Origin of the sequence: Hymenobacter sp. YC55 (genome assembly GCF_029433095.1) — a bacterium.
Taxonomy (GTDB): Bacteria; Bacteroidota; Bacteroidia; order Cytophagales; family Hymenobacteraceae; genus Hymenobacter.
Map to the genome: position 1 here is coordinate 43,023 of NZ_JARNTX010000008.1, position 20,465 is coordinate 63,487.

The 20,465-nt window shown below is 54.0% G+C and carries 27 protein-coding genes and 1 pseudogene; 19 read left to right on the forward strand and 9 right to left on the reverse strand.

Annotated features, from left to right (window positions below; genetic code table 11):
- Window positions 1–3: 3 nt before the first annotated feature.
- The 10 genes and pseudogenes from P1X16_RS28075 to P1X16_RS28120 all read left to right on the forward strand — a co-directional run bounded on the left by P1X16_RS28075 (window position 4) and on the right by P1X16_RS28120 (window position 6,527).
- Window positions 4–429, forward strand: coding sequence for a hypothetical protein (locus P1X16_RS28075; RefSeq protein WP_277236008.1), 426 nt, complete (start codon window positions 4–6; stop codon window positions 427–429).
- Window positions 429–974, forward strand: coding sequence for a hypothetical protein (locus P1X16_RS28080; RefSeq protein ID WP_277236009.1), 546 nt, complete (start codon window positions 429–431; stop codon window positions 972–974). The genes P1X16_RS28075 and P1X16_RS28080 overlap by 1 nt, the downstream gene beginning before the upstream one ends.
- Before the next feature lie 442 nt (window positions 975–1,416).
- Complete coding sequence (locus P1X16_RS28085) at window positions 1,417–2,178, forward strand: ParA family protein (protein WP_277236010.1); 762 nt, start codon at window positions 1,417–1,419, stop codon at window positions 2,176–2,178.
- A 35-nt stretch (window positions 2,179–2,213) separates the two neighbouring features.
- Window positions 2,214–2,543: a hypothetical protein gene (locus P1X16_RS28090; protein WP_277236012.1), complete on the forward strand. Its 330-nt coding sequence runs from the start codon at window positions 2,214–2,216 to the stop codon at window positions 2,541–2,543.
- A 219-nt stretch (window positions 2,544–2,762) separates the two neighbouring features.
- On the forward strand, window positions 2,763–3,764 hold the full coding sequence (locus P1X16_RS28095; RefSeq protein WP_277236013.1) for a tyrosine-type recombinase/integrase: 1,002 nt from the start codon (window positions 2,763–2,765) through the stop codon (window positions 3,762–3,764).
- A 363-nt stretch (window positions 3,765–4,127) separates the two neighbouring features.
- The gene (locus P1X16_RS28100; protein ID WP_277236015.1) at window positions 4,128–4,676 is read left to right on the forward strand and encodes a hypothetical protein; all 549 of its coding nucleotides are present in this window, start codon (window positions 4,128–4,130) and stop codon (window positions 4,674–4,676) included.
- Window positions 4,669–4,851: a hypothetical protein gene (locus P1X16_RS28105; RefSeq protein ID WP_277236017.1), complete on the forward strand. Its 183-nt coding sequence runs from the start codon at window positions 4,669–4,671 to the stop codon at window positions 4,849–4,851. Before P1X16_RS28100 ends, P1X16_RS28105 begins: the two co-directional genes overlap by 8 nt.
- Window positions 4,852–5,168: 317 nt before the next feature.
- Window positions 5,169–5,447, forward strand: coding sequence for a hypothetical protein (locus tag P1X16_RS28110; protein WP_277236019.1), 279 nt, complete (start codon window positions 5,169–5,171; stop codon window positions 5,445–5,447).
- A 337-nt stretch (window positions 5,448–5,784) separates the two neighbouring features.
- Window positions 5,785–6,114: pseudogene (locus tag P1X16_RS28115) on the forward strand (replication initiation protein); the annotation flags it as partial.
- 185 nt (window positions 6,115–6,299) lie between these two features.
- On the forward strand, window positions 6,300–6,527 hold the full coding sequence (locus P1X16_RS28120; RefSeq protein WP_277236021.1) for a hypothetical protein: 228 nt from the start codon (window positions 6,300–6,302) through the stop codon (window positions 6,525–6,527).
- An 88-nt stretch (window positions 6,528–6,615) separates the two neighbouring features.
- On the opposite strand, the gene P1X16_RS28125 is transcribed toward P1X16_RS28120, so the two are convergent.
- The 8 genes from P1X16_RS28125 to P1X16_RS28160 form a co-directional block, all read right to left on the reverse strand.
- Window positions 6,616–7,458, reverse strand: coding sequence for a hypothetical protein (locus P1X16_RS28125; protein WP_277236023.1), 843 nt, complete (start codon window positions 7,456–7,458; stop codon window positions 6,616–6,618).
- Between the two features lie 72 nt (window positions 7,459–7,530).
- Window positions 7,531–8,601, reverse strand: a complete 1,071-nt coding sequence (locus tag P1X16_RS28130) for a hypothetical protein (RefSeq protein ID WP_277236025.1) — start codon at window positions 8,599–8,601, stop codon at window positions 7,531–7,533.
- A gap of 60 nt (window positions 8,602–8,661) precedes the next feature.
- Complete coding sequence (locus P1X16_RS28135) at window positions 8,662–9,957, reverse strand: Y-family DNA polymerase (RefSeq protein WP_277236026.1); 1,296 nt, start codon at window positions 9,955–9,957, stop codon at window positions 8,662–8,664.
- A 403-nt stretch (window positions 9,958–10,360) separates the two neighbouring features.
- Complete coding sequence (locus P1X16_RS28140; RefSeq protein WP_277236028.1) at window positions 10,361–10,624, reverse strand: hypothetical protein; 264 nt, start codon at window positions 10,622–10,624, stop codon at window positions 10,361–10,363.
- 148 nt (window positions 10,625–10,772) lie between these two features.
- A complete protein-coding gene (locus P1X16_RS28145) occupies window positions 10,773–11,687 on the reverse strand; it encodes a hypothetical protein (protein ID WP_277236029.1) in 915 nt (304 codons plus the stop codon).
- Window positions 11,688–11,751: 64 nt separating this feature from the next.
- Window positions 11,752–12,000, reverse strand: a complete 249-nt coding sequence (locus tag P1X16_RS28150; protein ID WP_277236031.1) for a hypothetical protein — start codon at window positions 11,998–12,000, stop codon at window positions 11,752–11,754.
- A gap of 72 nt (window positions 12,001–12,072) precedes the next feature.
- Window positions 12,073–12,288 carry a hypothetical protein gene (locus P1X16_RS28155; RefSeq protein ID WP_277236033.1) on the reverse strand — a complete coding sequence of 72 codons (216 nt, stop codon included), beginning with the start codon at window positions 12,286–12,288 and terminating at the stop codon, window positions 12,073–12,075.
- A gap of 137 nt (window positions 12,289–12,425) precedes the next feature.
- Window positions 12,426–12,830: a hypothetical protein gene (locus tag P1X16_RS28160; RefSeq protein ID WP_277236034.1), complete on the reverse strand. Its 405-nt coding sequence runs from the start codon at window positions 12,828–12,830 to the stop codon at window positions 12,426–12,428.
- A gap of 472 nt (window positions 12,831–13,302) precedes the next feature.
- Between P1X16_RS28160 and P1X16_RS28165 the strand changes: the two genes are divergently transcribed.
- Together P1X16_RS28165 and P1X16_RS28170 are read left to right on the forward strand one after the other, a co-directional pair.
- A complete protein-coding gene (locus tag P1X16_RS28165) occupies window positions 13,303–13,650 on the forward strand; it encodes a hypothetical protein (RefSeq protein ID WP_277236036.1) in 348 nt (115 codons plus the stop codon).
- A gap of 154 nt (window positions 13,651–13,804) precedes the next feature.
- Entirely contained in the window at window positions 13,805–14,041 is a 237-nt protein-coding gene (locus tag P1X16_RS28170; protein ID WP_277236038.1) for a hypothetical protein, read from the forward strand.
- Between the two features lie 86 nt (window positions 14,042–14,127).
- Here P1X16_RS28170 and rseP read toward each other — a convergent pair whose 3' ends face one another.
- Complete coding sequence (gene rseP / locus P1X16_RS28175) at window positions 14,128–15,471, reverse strand: RIP metalloprotease RseP (protein WP_277236040.1); 1,344 nt, start codon at window positions 15,469–15,471, stop codon at window positions 14,128–14,130.
- A gap of 281 nt (window positions 15,472–15,752) precedes the next feature.
- On the opposite strand from rseP, the gene P1X16_RS28180 reads away from it, so the two are divergent.
- From P1X16_RS28180 to P1X16_RS28210, 7 genes are all read left to right on the forward strand, one after another.
- A complete protein-coding gene (locus P1X16_RS28180; RefSeq protein ID WP_277236041.1) occupies window positions 15,753–16,157 on the forward strand; it encodes a hypothetical protein in 405 nt (134 codons plus the stop codon).
- A 237-nt stretch (window positions 16,158–16,394) separates the two neighbouring features.
- Window positions 16,395–16,904 (forward strand): hypothetical protein, encoded by a 510-nt coding sequence (locus tag P1X16_RS28185; protein ID WP_277236043.1) that lies wholly within the window; start codon window positions 16,395–16,397, stop codon window positions 16,902–16,904.
- Window positions 16,905–17,018: 114 nt separating this feature from the next.
- Window positions 17,019–17,990 (forward strand): helix-turn-helix transcriptional regulator, encoded by a 972-nt coding sequence (locus P1X16_RS28190; RefSeq protein WP_277236045.1) that lies wholly within the window; start codon window positions 17,019–17,021, stop codon window positions 17,988–17,990.
- A 41-nt stretch (window positions 17,991–18,031) separates the two neighbouring features.
- On the forward strand, window positions 18,032–18,667 hold the full coding sequence (locus P1X16_RS28195; protein ID WP_277236047.1) for a hypothetical protein: 636 nt from the start codon (window positions 18,032–18,034) through the stop codon (window positions 18,665–18,667).
- Window positions 18,668–18,908: 241 nt separating this feature from the next.
- Window positions 18,909–19,094: a hypothetical protein gene (locus P1X16_RS28200; RefSeq protein ID WP_277236049.1), complete on the forward strand. Its 186-nt coding sequence runs from the start codon at window positions 18,909–18,911 to the stop codon at window positions 19,092–19,094.
- 709 nt (window positions 19,095–19,803) lie between these two features.
- Window positions 19,804–20,013 carry a hypothetical protein gene (locus tag P1X16_RS28205; protein ID WP_277236051.1) on the forward strand — a complete coding sequence of 70 codons (210 nt, stop codon included), beginning with the start codon at window positions 19,804–19,806 and terminating at the stop codon, window positions 20,011–20,013.
- Window positions 20,014–20,463, forward strand: a complete 450-nt coding sequence (locus P1X16_RS28210) for a hypothetical protein (RefSeq protein WP_277236052.1) — start codon at window positions 20,014–20,016, stop codon at window positions 20,461–20,463.
- The last annotated feature ends 2 nt before the right edge of the window (window positions 20,464–20,465 follow it).

Consider the following 20,465-nt stretch of genomic DNA (forward strand, 5'->3'; position numbering starts at 1 on the left):
TTTATGAACCTGCCTTTCTCCGACCAATTATTGCTGCCCATCCAGCAGGGCATCAAAATCCACACCTTCCGCGCCAAAAACCGCTGGCGGGCCGGAATGTCCATTCACTTCTACGCCCGCAACCGCCAGCCGGGAATGTATCTGTTCTACCCCATCCGGCCGGTAGTATCAACTCAGGAGGCGGAGCTTAACGCCGAGGGGATGCACGTGGACGGCCGCCGCTTGGAGGGCGCGGAGCTGGAGTTATTCGCCCAGCGCGACGGCTTCGCCACGGCCGCGGATTTCCTGGCCTTTTTTGTTGGTCGCCCCCTCCCTATCGTTGGGCAGCTCATTCACTGGACTTCGGCCCGCTACGAGGCTGCCACCGTGGCCACTGTACCGGCCCGACTCGCAGAGTTGGCGGCGGAACGTCTGTCGTTGACTGCCTGATGCCAGCTGCACTAAAGGTAGCCCACGGCTTCACCCACGCTGACTTGGTACTAATTGCCTACCGTTGGGTGCTGCGCTCAGGCGGGGCCGCCGTTGCCTTTCGCGAGCTGTCCACGATAGCGATGGAAAAACCCGACGTGCTGGGCATCGGCGGCACGGTGTCCAGTATTTTGATTGAGTGTAAAATCTCCCGTTCCGACTTCCTGGCCGACCGTAAAAAAGCGTGGCGCGTCAATTTGTCGATGGGCATGGGTGGCCACCGCATCTACTGCGCCCCCGAGGGCCTGCTACGGTTGGAGGAGTTGCCTGATAAGTGGGCGCTGCTGAGCGTCGCGGCCAGTGTCAAATGCACGCTCAGCTACCGACCCGATCCGGCGTGGCCCCGCGCCGTATTTTTCTGCCACCGTTTCGCTCAGGAGCGCAATGAGCGCGGCGAAGCCACAGTTATGCTTTCGGCCCTGCGGCGGCTACAGGGGTTGGGCTTAGTGGAAAGGATTTACGATGCCTCCGCCCGGGCCGGGGCCCCTGCCCTGCTCGACACCTAGAATCTGGCGGCCAACCACCTATTCCTTTTCCCGTTAGAATACAAAGACTCCCGCGCTCGTCAGATAGCAGCACAGGCGGTGATTAGCAGAACCACGATGGGCGGCGGTGAGCACGGCCGGTACTGATGAGGTCTGAGTGATAGGTATTCAGCAGTGTGCTTAAAACAAAGGGTGAGGTTATAATCATTAATTAAAAGAAATTCTTAATACTAATAAAAATCATTAAAAGAAAGTCATTATAGTAATGATTTTAATGAAAGTAAATCATATTTTTCTTATTCAGACTGAAAAGATTGTCAATACAATACTGAATGATATTATGTATCATCATTCAATGTATTTCTGGAATGAAACTCCTTATATTTGGCTCATTGAGCCAATGAAATGCCTGAAACTCTTGAGTTTCTTGATAATCATTTAATCATTTAAAGTCCTGAAAGGAATGAAAGTAATAGCCATAAGCAACCACAAAGGTGGTGTTGGTAAGACAGTTACGGCTGTCAGCATAGCCGCAGCGCTGCACGTAATCCACCAACAGCGGGTGTTGCTCGTTGACGCTGACCCCCAGGGCAATGCTACTACCCACCTGCTAGGAGATGATGTAGTTTTTGATGATTACCTGGGCACTGCCATCATCGACAAGGATATTTTGCCAGCTGTTGTGAGTACTCCTTCGGGCGTGGACCTAGTGCCAGCTGACGCCCGGCTTGATGTTGATGAGCAAGTAATCGAACGCCAGAAGGAGTGGCGGCTGCGGCTCAAGCAAGCATTAACCACCGCTGATGAGCACTACGACTACGTGATTATTGACTGCCCGCCGGCCTTAAAAACCTATACCATGATGGCCCTTGTTGCCGCTGATGCCTACTTGGTACCGACGCAACCGGAGAAGCCGTCCAAGGATGGACTGAACCGGGTTATCGACTTTGCCGAGCAAATGCAGCAAACGTTGAATCCGAGGTTGAAGCTGCTGGGCATTGCCGTTACCCGCTATCACAAAAAGCTGCGTAACGGCCATCACGATAAAATGATAAACCTGATGCGCGAGAAATATGGTGAGGAAATGATGCTTCCCACCATCCGGCAGGACATTCAAGTGCTAAATGCCTTTGATGGCGCAACCACTATTTTCAATCTTGCGCCAACCGCCAACGCCACGCAAGACTACACGACCTTGGCTGCAACCGTGCTGGAGCGCCTGTAAAGAAGCCCGATTATTCAATTCATTACCTACGGATCATGAGTAACGAAAACACGAAGAAGGCCAACAGCGCGTTGTTGGGCGCAACCGAGCCAGTAGTCCCCAAAGCCGCCGAAAAGAAGTTCGGCGGTGCGAAAGCCGCGAAGCCCACGGCAGCCACCAAGGCCCCCGTGACTGAGGAGGAGGATAAGAAGCACGCCTTCTCGTCCACGATTACAACCGAGAACAAACGCCGCTTTGCGAACTACCAGGCCAACAAGCCCGGAAGAAAGGGCACTGCGACGACCGACGTGTTGAACGCAGCCCTTGCTATGTTCTTCGACGCGAACACGAAATACGCCGATAAGGACCCCGACAACGACGAATAGCGGCAGCAGATTAAAGCCCGCGAGAATCGCGTATTTGGTTGCCGACTTGAACTAAGGGCAGAATACGCGATTCTCGCGGGCACTTTTAGGCAATTATTGGTTCCCATAATCGAACATTATGGGAACCAATAATCTTATCTTTGCTAAGCCAGCTCAAAAAAGCCTCTCTGGGTGGAGTATGAGCCGCTTATTCACAGTCGAACCAATTTGCTTTTCCTCATGGCTACTTCCAATTCACGGGCTGCCGGTAGTAGGGTAGGGGCCCCCGCCAAAGCCAAACAAATGGGCTCCGCCGCCGAGCGGTACCGCGACCGGGGCCAGCAGGGCGCGACCAACACGCACCTGGCCACCGCAGCAGACCTACGTAGCTTTGAGGAATTTTGCAAGGAGCATGGGCTAAAGCCGTACCCGGCTAGCCTTAGCACGCTCAGTGACTACGTAGCCTACCTTGCCGACAAACCGCGCAAGCTCGCCACTATCCAGCGACACGTGGCTTCCATCCAGCGGCAACACCGCTTACGTCGGCTCAAATCTGCGGGTGGCACGCCCGCCTTTCTTGACGTGATGCAGGGCATTGCCAGAACACTGGGCACGAAGCAAAAACAGGCCCCGGCCTTCAGCGTCGAACACCTCAAATCGTGCATCAAGGCCTTGGACCTGAACACTACCGCCGGCCTACGTGACCGGGCGATACTGCTGCTAGGTTTTGCCGGGGCGTTTCGGCGGTCGGAGCTAGTAGGCATCGACCTAGAACATATGGAGCTGGACCCGGAGGCGCTCGTAATAAGGCTGGGCCGCACCAAAACCAACCAGACGGGAGCTGCCGAGGAAAAGGTCTTTTTTTACGCCCAAGACGAGCTTTTTTGCCCCATTCGCGCCTATTTGGACTGGCTGCACCAGCTAGACGGACGTACCACGGGCCCATTGTTCGTAGGCCTCAGCAAGAGCCATACTAAAGGCCAGGGCAAGCTCACAATGCAGCGGCTTTCGGCTAAGAGCGTTAACACGATAGTAGGCCGGCACCTGGGGGTTGACAGTAACAAGCAGCGCTATACGGCGCACTCGTTTCGCTCCTCGTTCATCACCACGGCCAAGCTGGCGGGCCAGAACAACGACTTTATCCGCAACCAAACCAAACACAAAACCGACGCCATTCTAGCTCGCTATACCCGGCTTGATAACGTGAAAGCCTATAATGCGGGCAAAGCCCTGGGTCTATAATTCACGCCTTCTAATAGCCGCGCTGCCAATGTTTACTCTGGCATATCTACCCCTGTGCCGTCGAGCGAGGCCTGGATTGCCAGGGTACCCCGACCTTTAGCCACCTTACGATTGAACAGATGGCAGGGCACCGGAAGGACTAAGCCAGTTACGAGCTGCCAACCATCAGGATGGTAGTGCAGTGGGTTGGCTGGTGGGTCTACCAACTGGAAAACAACCGTCTGTAGGCAGTGGGGAAAAGAAGGGACTGGGGGTGTAACATAAAAGTGGAAAAAGGCTGTTTTTAGCCGTTCTAGGCGGGCTTATTGCTCTTACTGTAGTATGCCAGCCTGCGTCTGACCAATCATTTTGCCCTCTGTTCCCATGCCCGCTAAGCCCTTTTTTGTTCTAGCAATCCGAGTTGATAAGCTCACCAATTCCCTTGAGCTAGCGTCAACCGGCGAGTCGTTCGTCACAACACTCACCCGTCTTACTGCTAAAGATGCGGGGGCTCTCACCGGCAAGTGGGTGTTCAACTGGCAGCGGGAGGCGCGGCAGCGCGGGCGGGAAATGTACCAACTAACCACGGTTCAGCAGCCGGGCGTCGTGCAGGGTCTTTTGAGTGTTGAACGCAAGAGTGACCACGTATTCATGCACCTCGTAGAAGTAGCCGGGAGTAACCGGGGAGCCAATCGGGTGTACCGGGGCGTATTGGGAAATCTGGTAGCTTTTGCCTGTAAGCTATCCTTTGAGAGCAAGTTTGAGGGCTTCGTTGCTTTCGATGCCAAAACCAAGCTGATTACCCACTACAAAAACGTGTTAGGCGCCACGCAAATCGGCAACCTTCGTATGGTAATTGAAACCGAACCCGCCTCTACTCTTGTTTTAACTTACTTTAAAGACTTTTTTCTTAATCCTTCTTCGCATGAATAAGCACCTTGAGGACGAACCAGAGGACGCGGGCCTAATTCAATCCAAGCCGCCAACGGAGAAGGAGTTGCGGGAACTATCTCAATTCATTGCCCAGAGCAAGCAACGTAAAGGGGCCCGGCTTGAGGGAGTGCGGCTGCCTGCCGACGAGCACCAGCCGCAGCAGGAAAAGGTCTAGTACCTCGTCTTTAATCAACAGCATAACAGCAGACCGGAAGCACCCCGCTTCCAGTATTTTTTTGGCCAGTAACGAGCCTCAGACAGTAGGCGTCGGGGGGAAGTGATAATGCGTTGGGGAGCTGTTTTGCGCCGTCTATGCACGTTTTTATGTTCGGGTAACCTTAGCCGCTGCACCACGAGGCCAGTGGCCAGGACAGGAACAAGGCAGAGGGGGAGTAATAGAAGGGCAACCGAAATAAATCTCCTCAAAGCACTTAAAAAAGGCTGTTAGGGCGGGGTTGTTGCATTACTTCCAGTGGACCTAAAGCCCCCGTTATGACTGCTGCCACCGACCCCGAGCCCCTTGACTTTCGCCTGAACACGGCCGCCGACATTGCCCAACTCAGCAACGAAACCCTGGCCGCGCACATGGCCGAAATGGAGGAGGACCGGATAGGCAACGCCGGCACCGACGACTGGTATTTGCGGCCCGTACACGAGGCGTGGGACCTATACAACGCCGAGGCCACCCAGCGGCGCGACGCGGGCGATACGTTTTGGCCGGAGGGCAGCAAGTACGTGCCCCTGGAGGACGGCGACGAGCTGCCTTTCTAGGGGTTTTTTAGGGACCGGGAAGGAACAGGGTCAAAACCAAAACAAAGTACCCTAACATACCTAAAAAAGGGCTTTTGGGCCGAATTTTTGCAATTGATACAGCATACCGTAACGTTTTCTTTTCATTCCTCGCTGACGAATAAATAAAACGTTGAATCCACGACAAGTAGACCGAGCTACCGCAGATTAAGATACCAATGAAGAGGCTGTTCACGTCCGCAAAAGGAGGGAGCGGCTACGAGCTTATCGATGAAGCTTGCGGGGGCCTAATTAAGAAAGTGGTGGAAATCGAAACCAAGTCCGAGGTTGGGAAGGGAAACGGCCCAAGCAGAAGTTCGGTATCATCAGCTTCTGCGAGATTGACGAGGGTACCGGATTCATTACTGACAACTTCGCCCCGGAAATTAAGCCTTTCTTGCTCCAGCTTACGGAGCAGTACACTAACGTCGAAATCGAGATGCTGCTAACCCTGAAGAGCGGCCACGCGCACCGGCTCTACTGGTTGCTGGCCAGTTGGGATGACGTAGGGTCCTGGGAGGTGGAATTGGACGTGCTGCGGGCGCAACTGCTGGGAGCGGAGGAGCAGGATTCAGCCTACTCCGCTTTCTACAACTTCAAACGCTACGTCTGTGAACCCGCCATGAAGGATTTCCACGAACTGGGCTAGATGGTGAGCTTCGAGCCAATCAAGGATGGCAAACGGGTAGCCAAGGTGGCGTTCACCATCCCAAGCATCAAGGGTAGAATGAGGGTGCTAAGCCGGAGGCCAAGGTTATCGACATTAGCTCCCTAAGCGTTCAGAAACCGGCCAAGGTGGAACCTGCGCCACCACCGGCAGGTGCTGAGTCCACGATGGCCGAACGTATCGCTGGGCGCTTGCGCAAGCCTAGGGTACCCGAGGCGCAGATTGAAACTGTGCTTGAGTTCCTGGGCGAAGATTCCGAGAAGCAGGCCAAGTTCATGAAGGTGACGCACCGCATCCTCCAGGACTACGAGGCCGGGAGCAAGAGCTTCGATAACGTTGCGGGCACGGCCATCAACATTATCAAGAGCGAGTTCTTCCGCATCTTCGAAAAGTAAGCACACCCAACACTAAGTTCGGAGCCGGGTCCTTTCACAGGGGTTCGGCTTTTTTATTGCCCGTCGTAGACATCGGCGGTGACGTGGCCTATCCTGCTTCTCTAAAGTGGAGTGGGGTCAGGTTTTTCATCAGAAATACGTTCTTCATTTCTGTGATAGCTGGTTCGCGCTCATCAGCCAGAAAACGCTCGATTGAATACTCTATATCCCATATGCTCCGAGTGTTCCTGAGGTTCCTGTTCTTGAGTGCTCGGGCAGTCAGCTCAAATATCTTTGCTCTCATAAATTCGGCGTCACTGTAGGATTTTCTTATGTCCCTGCGGACGCTTTCGAATACTCCCTCCGCTGATATAAACTGGAATTTAGGGTTATCAGGATTTGCAGAATTCAAGGCTACTACTGCGTTGTCTAACCCATCCCGGCTCAGCAAAGACTCAAAGAATTCGTAAAAGCCTTCTTCTACTTCCCTCTGGGGCACCCTACTGAACGTGCCGATAACTCCACAAAAAGGGGCTTCGATAACCGGCGAAATCTCTCCGAACATGAAGCCGCCGTAGCAGGTAGCCAAGGAAACCATGAGGTTGTTTCTAGTGGCTATATTGATATTCCGAAAGTAGTTTGCTAGTTCGCTCCAGGGCATGACTTCTCCGGATGCCAACTCCAATCCCTTGGGGTTACCGTGCATTTCGAAGTGCAGGAACGGAAGCTGGGTCTTCTTCTGCACATAATCCACTACGCGCTTCAGGAATCTGCACAAGTTCCTCTTTGTAGGAACCTGTACCAACTCGCAGGAAACGGCTGGCATCTGTCCCGTGCGACGCCTTAATAAATCACGGTAGAGTGTAGAACCTGTTTGCGGTTCGTCCTTTGGTAGAGACTCGACAACCCAAATCTTGTTGTAGCGGAAAGCTCCTGTTCTTATAAGCGCCATATGTTTATGATTGAAGACTCCAATTTCAGCTCAATCCGGGGTCCCGCTTATTTGTTATTAGCTTCCTGGTTCTTAAACAACACCCTCAAATATGTTTACTTCGACAGGTAGATGCTTGTTCTCATAATCTAAGTGATGGTCTATGGCTTTTAAAATCTTTTTCTCTTGGCCTGTTGATTTAAGATTTTCGTAAAAGGCTGGTGACATACACCAAGTTTCTACTCGTTTAATAAGCACATCGCTTATTAATTTAAATTTTTCTGAAATTGTTAATTTAGTTATTTCGTCTACTTGAATACCACTAATATTATTGATAAGATTGCTGTATCCAATTAATACTGTCAAGCTATTGTCATTAGGAATAAGGTGCAGAAATACTATAGGGATCTCGGAGTAGCTAATCATATTATCAGACTTTTGCCGATAATCTGGAATAAAATTATTCACTATTCTTGGGTCAAATATTGCGTAATGTTCTTCTGTGTAAAACGTGGAAGTCGCAACTGAAACCCTTGGTAATTCAAAAGTTATAAACTTCAATGCGGTATTATTCGCGGGATTGCTGATAAACCATTCAAGGGTCCGTTTTAAGATATAATGTTTTAAGCAATTGCCGATTTTCTCTGCCTTAATCATCCTCCAATGAGTTTTTTGGGCTTCAGGCATGTCGACAAAGAGCGGGTCCCGCAGTATCTCATCAATAATAAGTATCGTATACTCATCTACCTGCATTAAGCGTAAGTATGCCCTGTAAGAAAGTAATAGCTGCGTCTTTGGGTCTGAGTAATCAGGATTCGGATTATCCTCAAAACTAGAAAATAAGTCGTTATCGCAAGGAGGATTGCAAAATCCCCAATAGGCCATCATATTTAATTCGGGACCCGCAGGTGAGAATTGGTATATCTGGCCTTCTGTAAATTTTAACTGTTGAAAATAATCGCTTGTAGACAGTTGAATTATTTTGTCTTTGCCATGTATTTTACCTATTATATGATTCCATAATACTTTATTTTGTAAAACATGTGAATTTATTGCCATATTATGGGTTTTGCATAGAGGATTATAGCAAACATGTGATACTTTGTTAACGGCTATAATTATTTCTTTGATGCGATTATTTATCTTCTTTAATGAGTTATCCATTCAATAAAGTGCTTAGAATTTTGTTAAATATTGAGTGTCCGCTACAATCTAACTGAAATGTTAAGTGATGCACCATAGCTCGTCCCAATCAGTCGTGTAAGCGGAACTCTTAAAGTCAGCTTTGCTATCCCAAACCGGGCGTTCTCCTTTCTTCACGAACGCCGATGCGAAGGTCACGGCCCCGGACCCGAACCGTTCGTTAAGCTTATCCAGGTCTTTCATCAGCTTGTCGCGGGCCTCTCCGACGTTGACCTTGGCGAACAAATCAAGCTGCTGCTGACCGTCCGTTTCCAGGCCATCGAAGATGACCCCGGCTTTCTTGTAGACGCACCCCGGTTGCCATAGCCGCTTGAGGGCCGTGCGGGCTAAGCGTATCAGGTCGGAGGTGTCGCTGCTGGCTACCGGCAGCGTGATGACGGTGGAGGATGAATGCGGCCCTGGCTCCAAACTGAACCGGTCTTTGCTCAGGAATACCGACATGGTATTGGCTGCGGAACCCTGGCGACGGAGCTTTTCAGCGGCCCTGGCAGTGAAGGCACTAACCGCGCCCAGAACGTCGGAAAAGGCGGTCAGGGGCGTCCCAAACGTGCGGCTGTAGGTAATCGACTGGCGGGACAGGGTACCGTCCTCTGAGGGCTGCAATTGGTGGCACACCTTGCCCTGGAGTTCCCTAAGGAGCCGGACCCCGACAACACCACCTAAGAACTTCCTGGCCCAACTTTCACTCTGCTGGGTAAGTTGAGCTGCGGTGCGAATTCCCTGAGCTTGGAGCTTGAGGGCGTATTGGTACCCGATTCCCCATACATCACCCACGGCCGTTAGCTCCAGGGCCTTTCGGCGCTTCTCCTCAGTGTCCAGGTAACAAACTCCCTTCATGGCCGGGTACTTCTTGGCTATCCGGTTCGCCAGCTTAGCCAAGGTCTTCGTGGGCGCTATGCCTACGCAGGTCGGAATCTTGGTGCGCTTGCGTATCTGTTCCCGGACCTCGGCTCCGAACGCAGCAAGGTTGGGATGCAGGTAACGGTTCATGCCGTGCAAATCTAAAAAGCACTCATCAATGGAGTAGATTTCGATGGTGGGTGCGACGGAAGCCAAGTAGTGCATGACCCGGCGCGACATGTCCCCGTAGAGCGCGTAATTGCTGGAGAACACACGAACTTTGTTGTACTCCAAGTCAGGTTTTACCTGAAAATAGGGGTCCCCCATTTGGAACCCGAGGGCCTTTGCCTCAGCGGAGCGAGAAATCAGGCAACCGTCGTTATTTGAAAGCACCACTACGGGTACATTAGCCAGGGAGGCCCGGAACACTCGCTCACAGCTTACGTAGAAATTGTTGCAATCTACGAGCGCGAACATAGCCTCACTGCGTCTAATAGTAGCGTTTTATGTAAGCTGGTGTGTTGCATAGCAGGTCTTTTACATGGTTTTGATGCAAGTATACGCCATGCTAAACAATTTAGGTTGTAATTACTAAAAGTATTTGCAACATATCTGGGTGGGGAAGCCACTAATCCAGGTTACAGGGTCCAGTATTTCATAGCAAGAAGAACTAACAGCGCCGCACCGATAAGTACACCTAGAATAGATAGCAGCCACCAGCCTACGCGCCGTTCTCCAGGCGTTCTGGGACGGTTCCGAACGCTGGGCGTGGCCGCAAGCCAAATCAGCAGCCCCACGACCACAGCCGGGGTACTGAAGAAGAAGAGGTAGAGTACGGCATAGTAAAACACAAACATCGGCGTGTCGGTAACGAGGCCCGCTACTCTAGTTTCAAATCGTCCAGGTTGACAACAGAGGCGTAGGATTCTAGGAGCGCCGTGCTTACAAAGGTTATGAGCCGTTCCTGGAGAACGTTATCGATGGGATTGTAAAACAACTCCACGAAGAAGCCGCCTTCCATGTGGTAAAGGGCGACAGTATCTACTTCTTCATAGCGGGTTGCTAGATGTCGGCCTTCATCCCAAACGAGCTGGGCTTGTTGGTCGAAGGGTAAGGCCCGGAAGGCATGATGGGAGGTAGGCATAATAGCAAGTGAACAGCTAATGATTTGCTAATAAGGTAGCGTAAAACATTTGCAGCCTATATCGATATATCTTATTGTAGGGAATTAGGCTGGCGCTCCTTTAAAGAGTTGCTCATCAAGCAAATGTAACGCGTACAATCGACTAGCTCTAAGTCTTATCTGCTAATAAGTATAAGTCCGTTCTGATTCTTTTAAATGATCTACCTGCAAATTCAGCAAGCTTTGCAGCCTCCTGGATTGGATAAAAGGTTTCCAAACGCTGAACCTTTTTCGCGCCGGCTTTTGTGCTCTCGGGAATAGGCTTTACGTGGACGGCGTATATCTCACCACCTAAATCTTTTTTGAAGTAGATGTTGACTTCTTCTTCACCGCTGAGGGTGGTAGGTTTAGGCAGAACTGAAAACAAATATTTAATCCTATCAATAATATCCTCCAAGCTACTCAGACTCAACAACGACTTACCAGTAATTCGGTCTAAGTCCAACGCTCCGTTTCGTATGACATGCCGATTTAGAATGTGCATAATCGACACTTTATCAAAGCGGATGACAACATTCCCATACGGAAGGTCCAAAGAAGTAAGATCGTGCTTTGCGAGATAGTCATCGTAGAGCCTTTCACTTCTAATGCGCAGGAATTCTAGCTTAGCCTTTAATACAGCAGTTTTCTCGGCTAGCTCATCTCCTGTATCCTTCTTTCTTAGCTCTTTATGCTCAATATTGAATTCCTTTCGCACCTGCCTAAAAAATAAGTCAGTTGCATTTGAATCATATTTAGACTCAAATGCATCTACTCTCTTTCTTAACTCCTGGTAAGGACTATAATTTCTATGCGCTATTTCCTCTACAGCCGCATTAGGGCCAGATAGCAAATGTAAACCGGTAATGAATACGTGGTCTGAACAAATTTCTTCATAACGTTTAAATGAATCTGTAGAATCAGACTCAGCACCCATTAGGAACGTACAAAAATCTGATTCTTCTTCAAAGGAAAGCTTTTCGTCGTTTGCAAGCCGATGGAAATAGGACTGAAGTTCATCGACACTAATAGAATGCCAAGCCATATAACAACATGGTTCAACTCTGAAATAGATAAATAAATTGATGAAATACTATAGGTCTAATTATCTATTTTTTCAATTCTTTATTTATAGCCTTGATCTGATCAAACATCATGATCAAAATGGGTAGCAATCCAAACGGAATAAGTAATAAAGGTGTGAATCCTTTATTAATTGTTTTAAACAATGTGATTCCAAACAGCACTATTAAAACCGCTATTAGTATACCGGCAGCAAAAGATGTGTTTTTTTTCTTTTTAATTAAATCTTTTATCGACATTTCAATCAAATCATTTTTTTTGAATTGGTTTTCCATTTTTTCAGTGTTTTACAACTACTACCAACATAAGATTTGGGTAAGGACAAGCCGCAACGCCGGGGCTTTTTGTTAGGAACCACTGTAGCCAGTGTCGGCTGACTTTTCTACTACAAAAGTTACGTAGACAGTAGAAAGCTCTGGCACCGGAGCACTGGTAACGTGAACAATGCGCCAGCCAGCTTCTAGTGCCTTACCAATTGCAGTGCTACTAGCAAATTCATAGCCTTCCGGTGTAAAGCCTGTTACCGCTGTATGGAATGGCTCAATAATGACGCGTTGTGGCATAGGGCAAGTTTAGTTAAGAGTGAGCCGCCAATATAGGGCTACGACATACAACCCATCGGGCATGAGTATAAAAAAGCCCTGACTGGGTAAGGACAAGCCTACCCAGTCAGGGCTTTTTGCTTGGGGGCTAGCGGGCTTTATTCTCCAATCACATACACTGCCACGGCCAGCGTGCCGGAGCCACGAGCGGTCGTCTTTTTCACTTCCTTGCCGTCGAGCAGAATAGAGGTAGTTATCTCCGAAGAGGCCGGGCCGGCGGGCACGCTGGCCGACACGGTGAGATTGTCGCCGCGCTTCATGTTGCGCTTGAAGGTGAAGGTCTGGGGGAGGGCTGTGGTGGCCAGCGTGGTGTTGGCTCCGGTTTCGTTGCCATAAGCTACATAGTCGGCGCTGGTATTCGTTGTGGAGCTAACCCGGTATTCCACTAGGTAGTCCTTCGGACCGACAGCGGGCGTGGCCTGGTCCTCATCATCTTTAGAGCAGCCGGTGGTGGAAAGCGCGAGCGTGGCGCAGGAGAGAAGCAGGAAGGCAAGGTTTTTCATGGCTAGTAAAGGAATGGGAAGAAATGGGATATGTGATAATACTTCTGAAAAGTAAACAGGATATAGGGGATGAGCCGAATATAATATGCATTATTCGCTTTACGGGCTAAAAAGGGCATAAATGGGCGCGATTCTTGTGCCTAAGTAAGCACACCGGCACTCCCGGCGGCCTTAGAGCAAGCTCAGTTCTAGCACTGGGTTTTTCCCTGCTAAGACCAACCAAGTAAGCCGGCACGTTCAAGTGGATTGACCACGGGGATTTTGTGTTGCCGGTGGGCTTAGCAGGCAAGGAGGCGGCGGGAAGAAAAAGGCCTTTACAACACGCGAGGGCATAAAAAAGCAGGAATCAAGGGGCTAAAGAGTCAACTTGGCCGAGTTTATGTATCTATATACGTACAACATCCTCACCATTAGCCTCTTCCGATGAAAGCCTCCGCCCCGAACCAACCCCAGTTAAGCCCGACCGCCTGGAGTGATACACCCCCAGCCCGCGCCCGTGCTCATCGGCTTTCCCAGCCGCGAGAATTTCCCCCAAGGCTTGCTCTGGTCGGGCAGCGGGGAGGTGCCGGCAGTGGGTCAGCGGGTGCGCATTTACCTCAACAACATTGGCGAAGCCACGGTGAGGGCCTACTTCCATTACGACGGTTATTTGGGCGTGCTGGTGGCCCCGGACCAGATGCCCACCCACCTGAGCGGGGTGCGCACGTGCCACGCCTACGGTATCGACCTAGAGCCCGGGCGGCGGCGCCAGGACCCCGAGCCGGCCAGCATCAGCAACGACTGGATTCCCGACTACCCCGAATCCGCCGACGCCGCGTAAGGACGACAATTTGCTGTAGCTGGATAGCCACTAACTCCCCCAACGCCATGAGTATTCTGCTGTTTGCCAATCTGGATGCCGCCGCCCGCAGTGCCTTGGTGGTACCCCGGCGGGCCCTGCCAAGGCCCAGGACCGCTACGATAGAGCCCTCGCCGTGGTAGAAGTCCGCTCATCTTCGCGCAACCCCGAGGTGCGCCGCCGGGCCAATGCTGCCCTGACGGTTGCCCTGGATGCCCTGAATGCGTGTCAGACCACGTTCGATGCCGCCCAAGAGCGGGTAGAGGCGTTGAATGCAGCCGAAAAGCAAGCCTACGCAACTCCCGTAGAGCTATTGCCGGCCGATACGGCGGAATACCGCCAGCTATGCCAACACCGTAACGCCCATGCTTGACTCGAACTAATTAAGAAAAAGGCCCCGGCATGACTGCCGGGGCCTTTTTCTGTTTTGAGGTATAGTACGCCCGCGCCGGCGGGTGGTTAAAAGAGCTTCATAATCTGCTTGACCACGAGCACGTACATCATCAGGCTGAGCAGCAGCAGCGCCCCCACGCGTTGGGCCCGCTGGAGCACCCAAACGGCGGGCTTGAGGCCGCTGGCCATCTCGTAGAGCAGAAAGACGATGTGCCCCCCGTCAAGGCCGGGAATAGGAAGCAGATTCATGAAGGCGAGTACCATGCTCAACTGAGCCACCAAACTCCAGAAGTGATGCCAGTCCCAGACGCCGCCAAACTGCTGAGCAATCTCGACGGGCCCGGCCATGCTGTCGGTGGCCGACACTTCGCGCCGGAGCATTTTGCTGATGCCCAGTGCTTGGAGGCGCAGCACGGTCGCGGCCTGGTCCGCACCCTGGGGCAGGGCTTCGGCCAGCGAGTAGTGGTGGGTTTGCGTGGGCAACTCAAAGGTAGCGCGCAGGCCGATTTTGCCGTCCGGCTTCACGCCCACTTGCAAGGCCACCAACTGGCCAACGCGCTCGACGCGCAGGCGTACCCGCTGGCCCCGGAAGCGGTCCAGTTCGCGGGCCATTTCATCAAAGTAGGCGATGGGCACTTCGTTGACAAACCGGATGCGGTCCCCCACCAGCAGGCCCCCGGCCGCGGCCGAGTCGCCGGCGTTGACCTCCCCAATAATAAAAGGCTTGCGGGGCTGCACGTAGGCCGAATCGCCGGCTGCGGCGAGCTGACCGAAAAACGAGGCTGGAAACGGGGGCAGGTCCAGGCGCTTCCCCTGGCGAACGACGGTGAGGTAGGTGCCCGGGAGCGAGAGCATTTCCGGGTCGTACAATTGGTCGAACTCCACTAGGGGCCGGCCATTCATGCCTACCACGTGGTCGCCGTCACGCAGGCCCACCTCCCGGCCCAGGCTGCTGGTAAGGACGCCACCGGGCACAGCGTCCGCCGGCAGGTATTCCACGCCATACGTGTAGACCAGAGCCGCGAAAATGACGATACCCGTAATCAGGTTCACCCCGATGCCGCCGGCCATCACCAGCAGGCGCTGCCAAGCGGGCTTGCTGCGGAACTCGTCGGAGTGGGACGGGCCTTCGAGAGCCGTGCCAATCTGGGTTTCGTCCACCATTCCGTGAATCTGGACGTAGCCGCCCAGCGGCAGCCAGCCGATGCCGTACTCGGTTTCACCCACCTTTTTCTTGAACAGGGCGAAAGTGCGTTTCGAGGAAATGGGAAACAGGAAGTCAAAGAAAATATAGAACTTATGCACCCTGATTCCAAAGAGCTTGGCGAAGCCAAAATGCCCTAGTTCGTGCAGGCCCACCAGAAGCGAAAGGCCCAATACGAGCTGGCTGGCCATAATAAGAATTTCCATAAGGGCGAAAAAGGGGGTTGGGGTATGTACTTAGAGAGATACAATAACAGTGAATCTACCGAGTTTATCTGTGCCTAAATAGATACAGGCTACAACATTTTGCAGCTCAACTTGTACGCATTTACGCACAGCGTCGTAGTTTTACTGCGTTTCGTCCTATCCACTCTTTCCACATAATTATTCCCACCGTGCCGTTAGCTGTCCAGCACCCGATTCTGCCAGCCCGGGGGGCGAGGCATACCTCCTGGCCCTTGGGGTCAGCTCTTTTAGCCCATAGCTGAATGCAAGCCCATTCGGATTACCAGCGCGGGCTGGAAAAGGGCCGCGCTGACGCCAAGCAAGGGTGGGCGCGGTGCTGGATGCCGGCCCGTCAGTTAGCTAAAGAAGCAGTGTACTCTCATTTTGGCCTGATCCCCGAGCAGCAGGGCTACGCGGCCGCGCTCGATGAAGCCTTTCCGGGGGGGCTAAGCGAAATCTCTTGCTTTCTGGACCAGATGGAGCCTCCCGGCCAGCCACTACGAGCTGCCGAAGCCAAAGAGGTTCCGCTTAGCCGGGTGGTTGACACGCTGACTCCAGTAATCCGCGAGCCGGTCCCGGTAGTCAGCCAGCCGGTCCCCGTGGTGCAGGAGCCAAGCCCAGTGGTTCAAAAGCCGTGCCCGATAGTCAGCCAGCCGGGGCCGGTTTGAAATACCAGACAGTGGGAGAAAGGGTATGTACTGCATTGGGGGGCGAAAAAGTCTTTTTTAAACCTCCTGATAAGGGTATATTTGGCTCGATTTGTGTAACTATATACGCACGCTGCCAGCTTCTTTGCCAGGTGGCTCAGTCTCAATGGCTCACTATACCCGGTTTTACTTTCACGCTAAGCTCCGCTTCACCCTGCCAGCCGAAATGGCGGCCACGCTCGAAAACCAGTGCGCCCCTTGGCTGCTGGAGCGTCCGTTGCCCGGGTCCTGGAGCAGGAGCTCCGATCTGCCGATTCCCGGGGAGCCCAGCTGGCAGTACCCGGACAAATCGGCCTCGAAGCTGATGCCCGCCAGGAGCGGCGCGCGGTGCTCGATGCGCACGAGCCGGCCCCCACGCAGGAAGGATTTGCCTGGCCCGGGGTGGCGTGCGCACCCCCACGCTTCTTTACCCTGCCCCGGGCGCACGCTATTCCGCGGGGCACCAACTCGCTCGAGGGTAATACGGCCCCGGATTTCCGGCGCTACGCCCACGGTGGGGCCCGCCTGGAGTTCGCGTGCGAGTTCAAGAACTACGACGGCGAGATACTGGCCTTTCTGGAGTGGATTGCGCCTTACGTGCGCGACCGGTTCGGCAAGCGCAGTTGGGGCCGCCGGATGGTGTGGGTCGGCTGGATGCGGCGCGAGCACGAGCGCCACTACAACATTTTCATTATTCCCGGCGACGACTGCCGGGTGCTTGTCTGGTAGGAATAAAGTGGTTTTCCGCCCTTCCAATGGCTTTTCAGCGAACCCGCGCTAGGTGCCAGTACCGGGTTCTTGTATCTTTCTGCGCACACTGTTTTTCTTTCCCACTGCCTTTTTATGGATCAGAACCATACGCTTACCGCCCCCGCTCCGTCCGAGGAGGCTCCCGCTTTCTCCGCCGCGGAGGTCCCTGGCGCGGAGGACACCACGGCGACTGCGCCCGCGGAGGGCAGCGACGCGGCTGCAAGCCTCGAATTTGGCCGTAACCTGGCCCGCTTGCGCGAAAGCCGGGGCTTAAGCCACAACAAGCTCGCGGCCTTGGCCGACATTGCCGCCGACTCCATCCGGGAGTATGAGCAGGGCAAGTACCGTCCGAAACAGCCCAAACTGTGGGGGCTGGCCAAGGCGCTGGACGTGATGCCTATCGCACTGGGGCCGGGCTCGACGCGGGGAGGAGAAGCGCCGGTGCCCGTGGAGTTGCTGCTGCGCAAAAAAGGCGGGCGGGCCCTGCGCCTGCAACGGCTGGTGGAGTTGCTCAGCGAGGACGGCCGGGTGAGTGACTTTGCCCGGCAGGCCGGCCTAAAGCCCGAGGAAGTGTACGCCACAACTTCTTCCGAAGTGCAGCTGACGGAGGAGCAGCTGGAAGCGGTGCTCAGGGCCCTGCCCCGCGTGCGGCGGTCCTGGTTGATGAGTGGGGAGGGCGCCCCCTTGCAGCGGGTCGAGGCTAGTGCGCCGGTGACAGAGCCGCGAAAAGAAAATCAGTCCACCCAGGATCTACAAGAGGCTGTGCCTTCGGCCCCCGAACAACAGCCCGCTTTCCGAAACGAGCCGCTGAGGCTGCCGCCCGCCCCCAGCGCACTCACCCGGCCGCTCGCCGTGGCCAGTGTGGCCGGTGCGCCCATGTACGTGCAGCTGGGCACGGGCCTGGTGGCTGAAGTCGATGCGGCTCTGCTTGACGGGGCCGGGGCAGTAACAGGGTTCCGGCTGTTGGCCGGGGCCGGGGGCTTACCAGTCCTGACCACCGCCGATCAACTGGAGCGGCTTTTCCACGCCCTGCGCGGGGTGCTCGACCAACGCGGCGGCGAGTAAACTCCCCCGCATTTCTTTCTCTCCTTGCTTTATCTGTCCCCATGCCTTTTTATCAGTTGCCCCGCCTCAACGAGGCCGTAAAATGGTTGCCCGAGCAGCCCCGCACCATCCTGCGGTTTGGCCCTAACGGGTCGTTGGTGCTCCTGCACGCCACGACTGACCCGGCCCTGACGGCCCCCGTCTGGCAGACGCAGCCCGTGCAACTAGGCCTGGTCGGCACCTCCTTGGAGGAAACGCCGACCGAGGTACCGCCGGTGCTCGGCGCCCGGCTGGGCGAATGGCCGGCGGTGGCCGCCCCGGCCTGCATTTTCGAGATGGGGGACCCGGTCGCCATCCACCAGTGGTTGAACGCGCGGTCCGTACCGCCTGAGTTGCGCCTGGTGTTACTACGCCTCGACCTGGAGCAGCCCAGCCGGGCCGTGGTGGAGGCCAGCCGCCGCATATGGGCCCCGGAATGGGTGGCCGGTGATGTGCTGCTGCGCCTGCGCCTGGAGCAGCAGTACCTGCGCACGGCCGACGAAGATGCCGGTAACGTGCAGGAGGCCGGCCGTCAGCTGGTGGCCACTACGCCGGCATTACAGCTGCTGCGCCGCGCCGAGTTCACACTGGCCGTGGCCGGCGAAACCGTCCCGAACCTGTTCGGCGGGAGTAATCCGGTAGGAAAGCAGGATGATTAGTTGCGCCTTAATACGCACAAACATTTGCTTTTAATTCTTCACCCGATGAGACACTCCCCGCGTTCGACGACCCTGCTGGCCACCTGGCTGCATCCGGCGTCCCGTCCCGAACCCATCGACCCTAACGCCGGCGACAACGCCGAGTGGGGCTGGGCCCTGTCCGTCGAACGGCCTCGCGACGAAGCCGCCCAACAGGCCGCGGGCTGGCTTCGGCGGCACCCATGGCGCCTCGGTGGCGCTGGTGAACTTCGCCTACGGCTCCTTTGCTCTTTACAAGCTACTCCACGAGTGCCGCCGCGACGTGGAGGCCGGTGCCCAACGAAGCCGCCGAAGCCATCCTGCGAGTCCTGGGGCCGAACTACGGCCCGGCCAGCAGCTGGAAGCCCAGCAAGCCTTCACGGAAGTTTCCTCGCAGGTACGCTGGTAGCTAGAGGGCGTCGACCGATATGGCCCTTACGACCGGTCACCGGGTAGGGAACAAAACCGTGCAACCGGTTAAAGACCCAGCAGGAGGCAGAATTAAGCAATACCAACAAAGCCAGCATCATTATCGCCATTGACGCGCCGGAGGGCCGTTACCTGTTTACGGGGGATGCTGGGATTGACTCTTTAAAGAACATCCCCGATTGGCAGAACGCCCTGAAGGACCTATATTTTCTGAAAGTACCGCACCACGCTAGCAATAACAACCTTTCCAAGGAACTCTCCGCAGTAATGCAGCCGGTATATGCCTACAGTTCCGGCGCTAAGTATCAGGATGACGAGGTATTGGAGTGTTTGAAATCAAAAGCCCGAAATAAACAGACGAAGACAACCAAAACCGATGGGGACTTGACTTTTCCAAGTGCAGCCCCGAGGAAGTAAAGAGCAAAAAGGATAATCTTATCGCCCTTACGTGCTAGTCCTACTTGAACGACCGGACTTTTGGCCGGCCTGAATTGTTGAGCCGGAACTTGAGCGTTATCCGGACTTTGACAGCACCAAACACGGGCTGCTAGCTCCGCCTCGCGTCACGTACCGGAAGCTGGAGTGAACCGGGTTTCCGTCTGGAAGGCGGGCAGTTGTTTGTGCGTATATAGTTACATATGAAGGGGCAAAAGCCTATCTTTAAGCAAATTTCTGCTTCACTATACTTCATGCTGCTACTATCGCTCAGCCTACTCAGTACTACCTTGGCCGGTGTCCTGACCTACTCTTACTATCAGGGCCGTAAACTCCGAGGTGAGCTGGCCACCAAGACCGGAGAATTAAATATAATAAAATATCAGTGGGACATTCTAAACAAGCAGGCCCTAGAGCAGACTGGTTTTGAGCAGGCTACGGATGCTATTCGGGGCTATCAGTGATTGTGTCAAGGCCTGGGCGACAGCCTGCATAATTACGGGCACGACGACCCCCTTTCCGAACAGCGGCGGCTTTACCTGGGCGCACTGGGTAACATACTCAAATACCTGACCAGGGGCCGCTTTAATGCCAGCGATGTTAGAAAGCACGGCCCGCGGGTAATGGGCTGGGTGAACGATGAGTACTACAGGTCAGCCCGGACTGAGTTAAGCTGGGCCCCTGAGGAGCTACGCCCCCTGCTTGATGGCCTCACTCTTCAGCAAGTGAATTTCCTTACGTTACGGCTGCTCGATGTTGCCGGAACAAGTAACCTGACAGACATATTTGCTCGCATGGGTAGCAGTTTGCTGACCCACGATGGCAAGAGCCAGGCCGCCGAGGATAAGCGCCTCCGTGATGCCGAGGTAGTCCAGTGGCAAGCAACACGGGCAGCTAAGAAAACTACCGAGTAGAT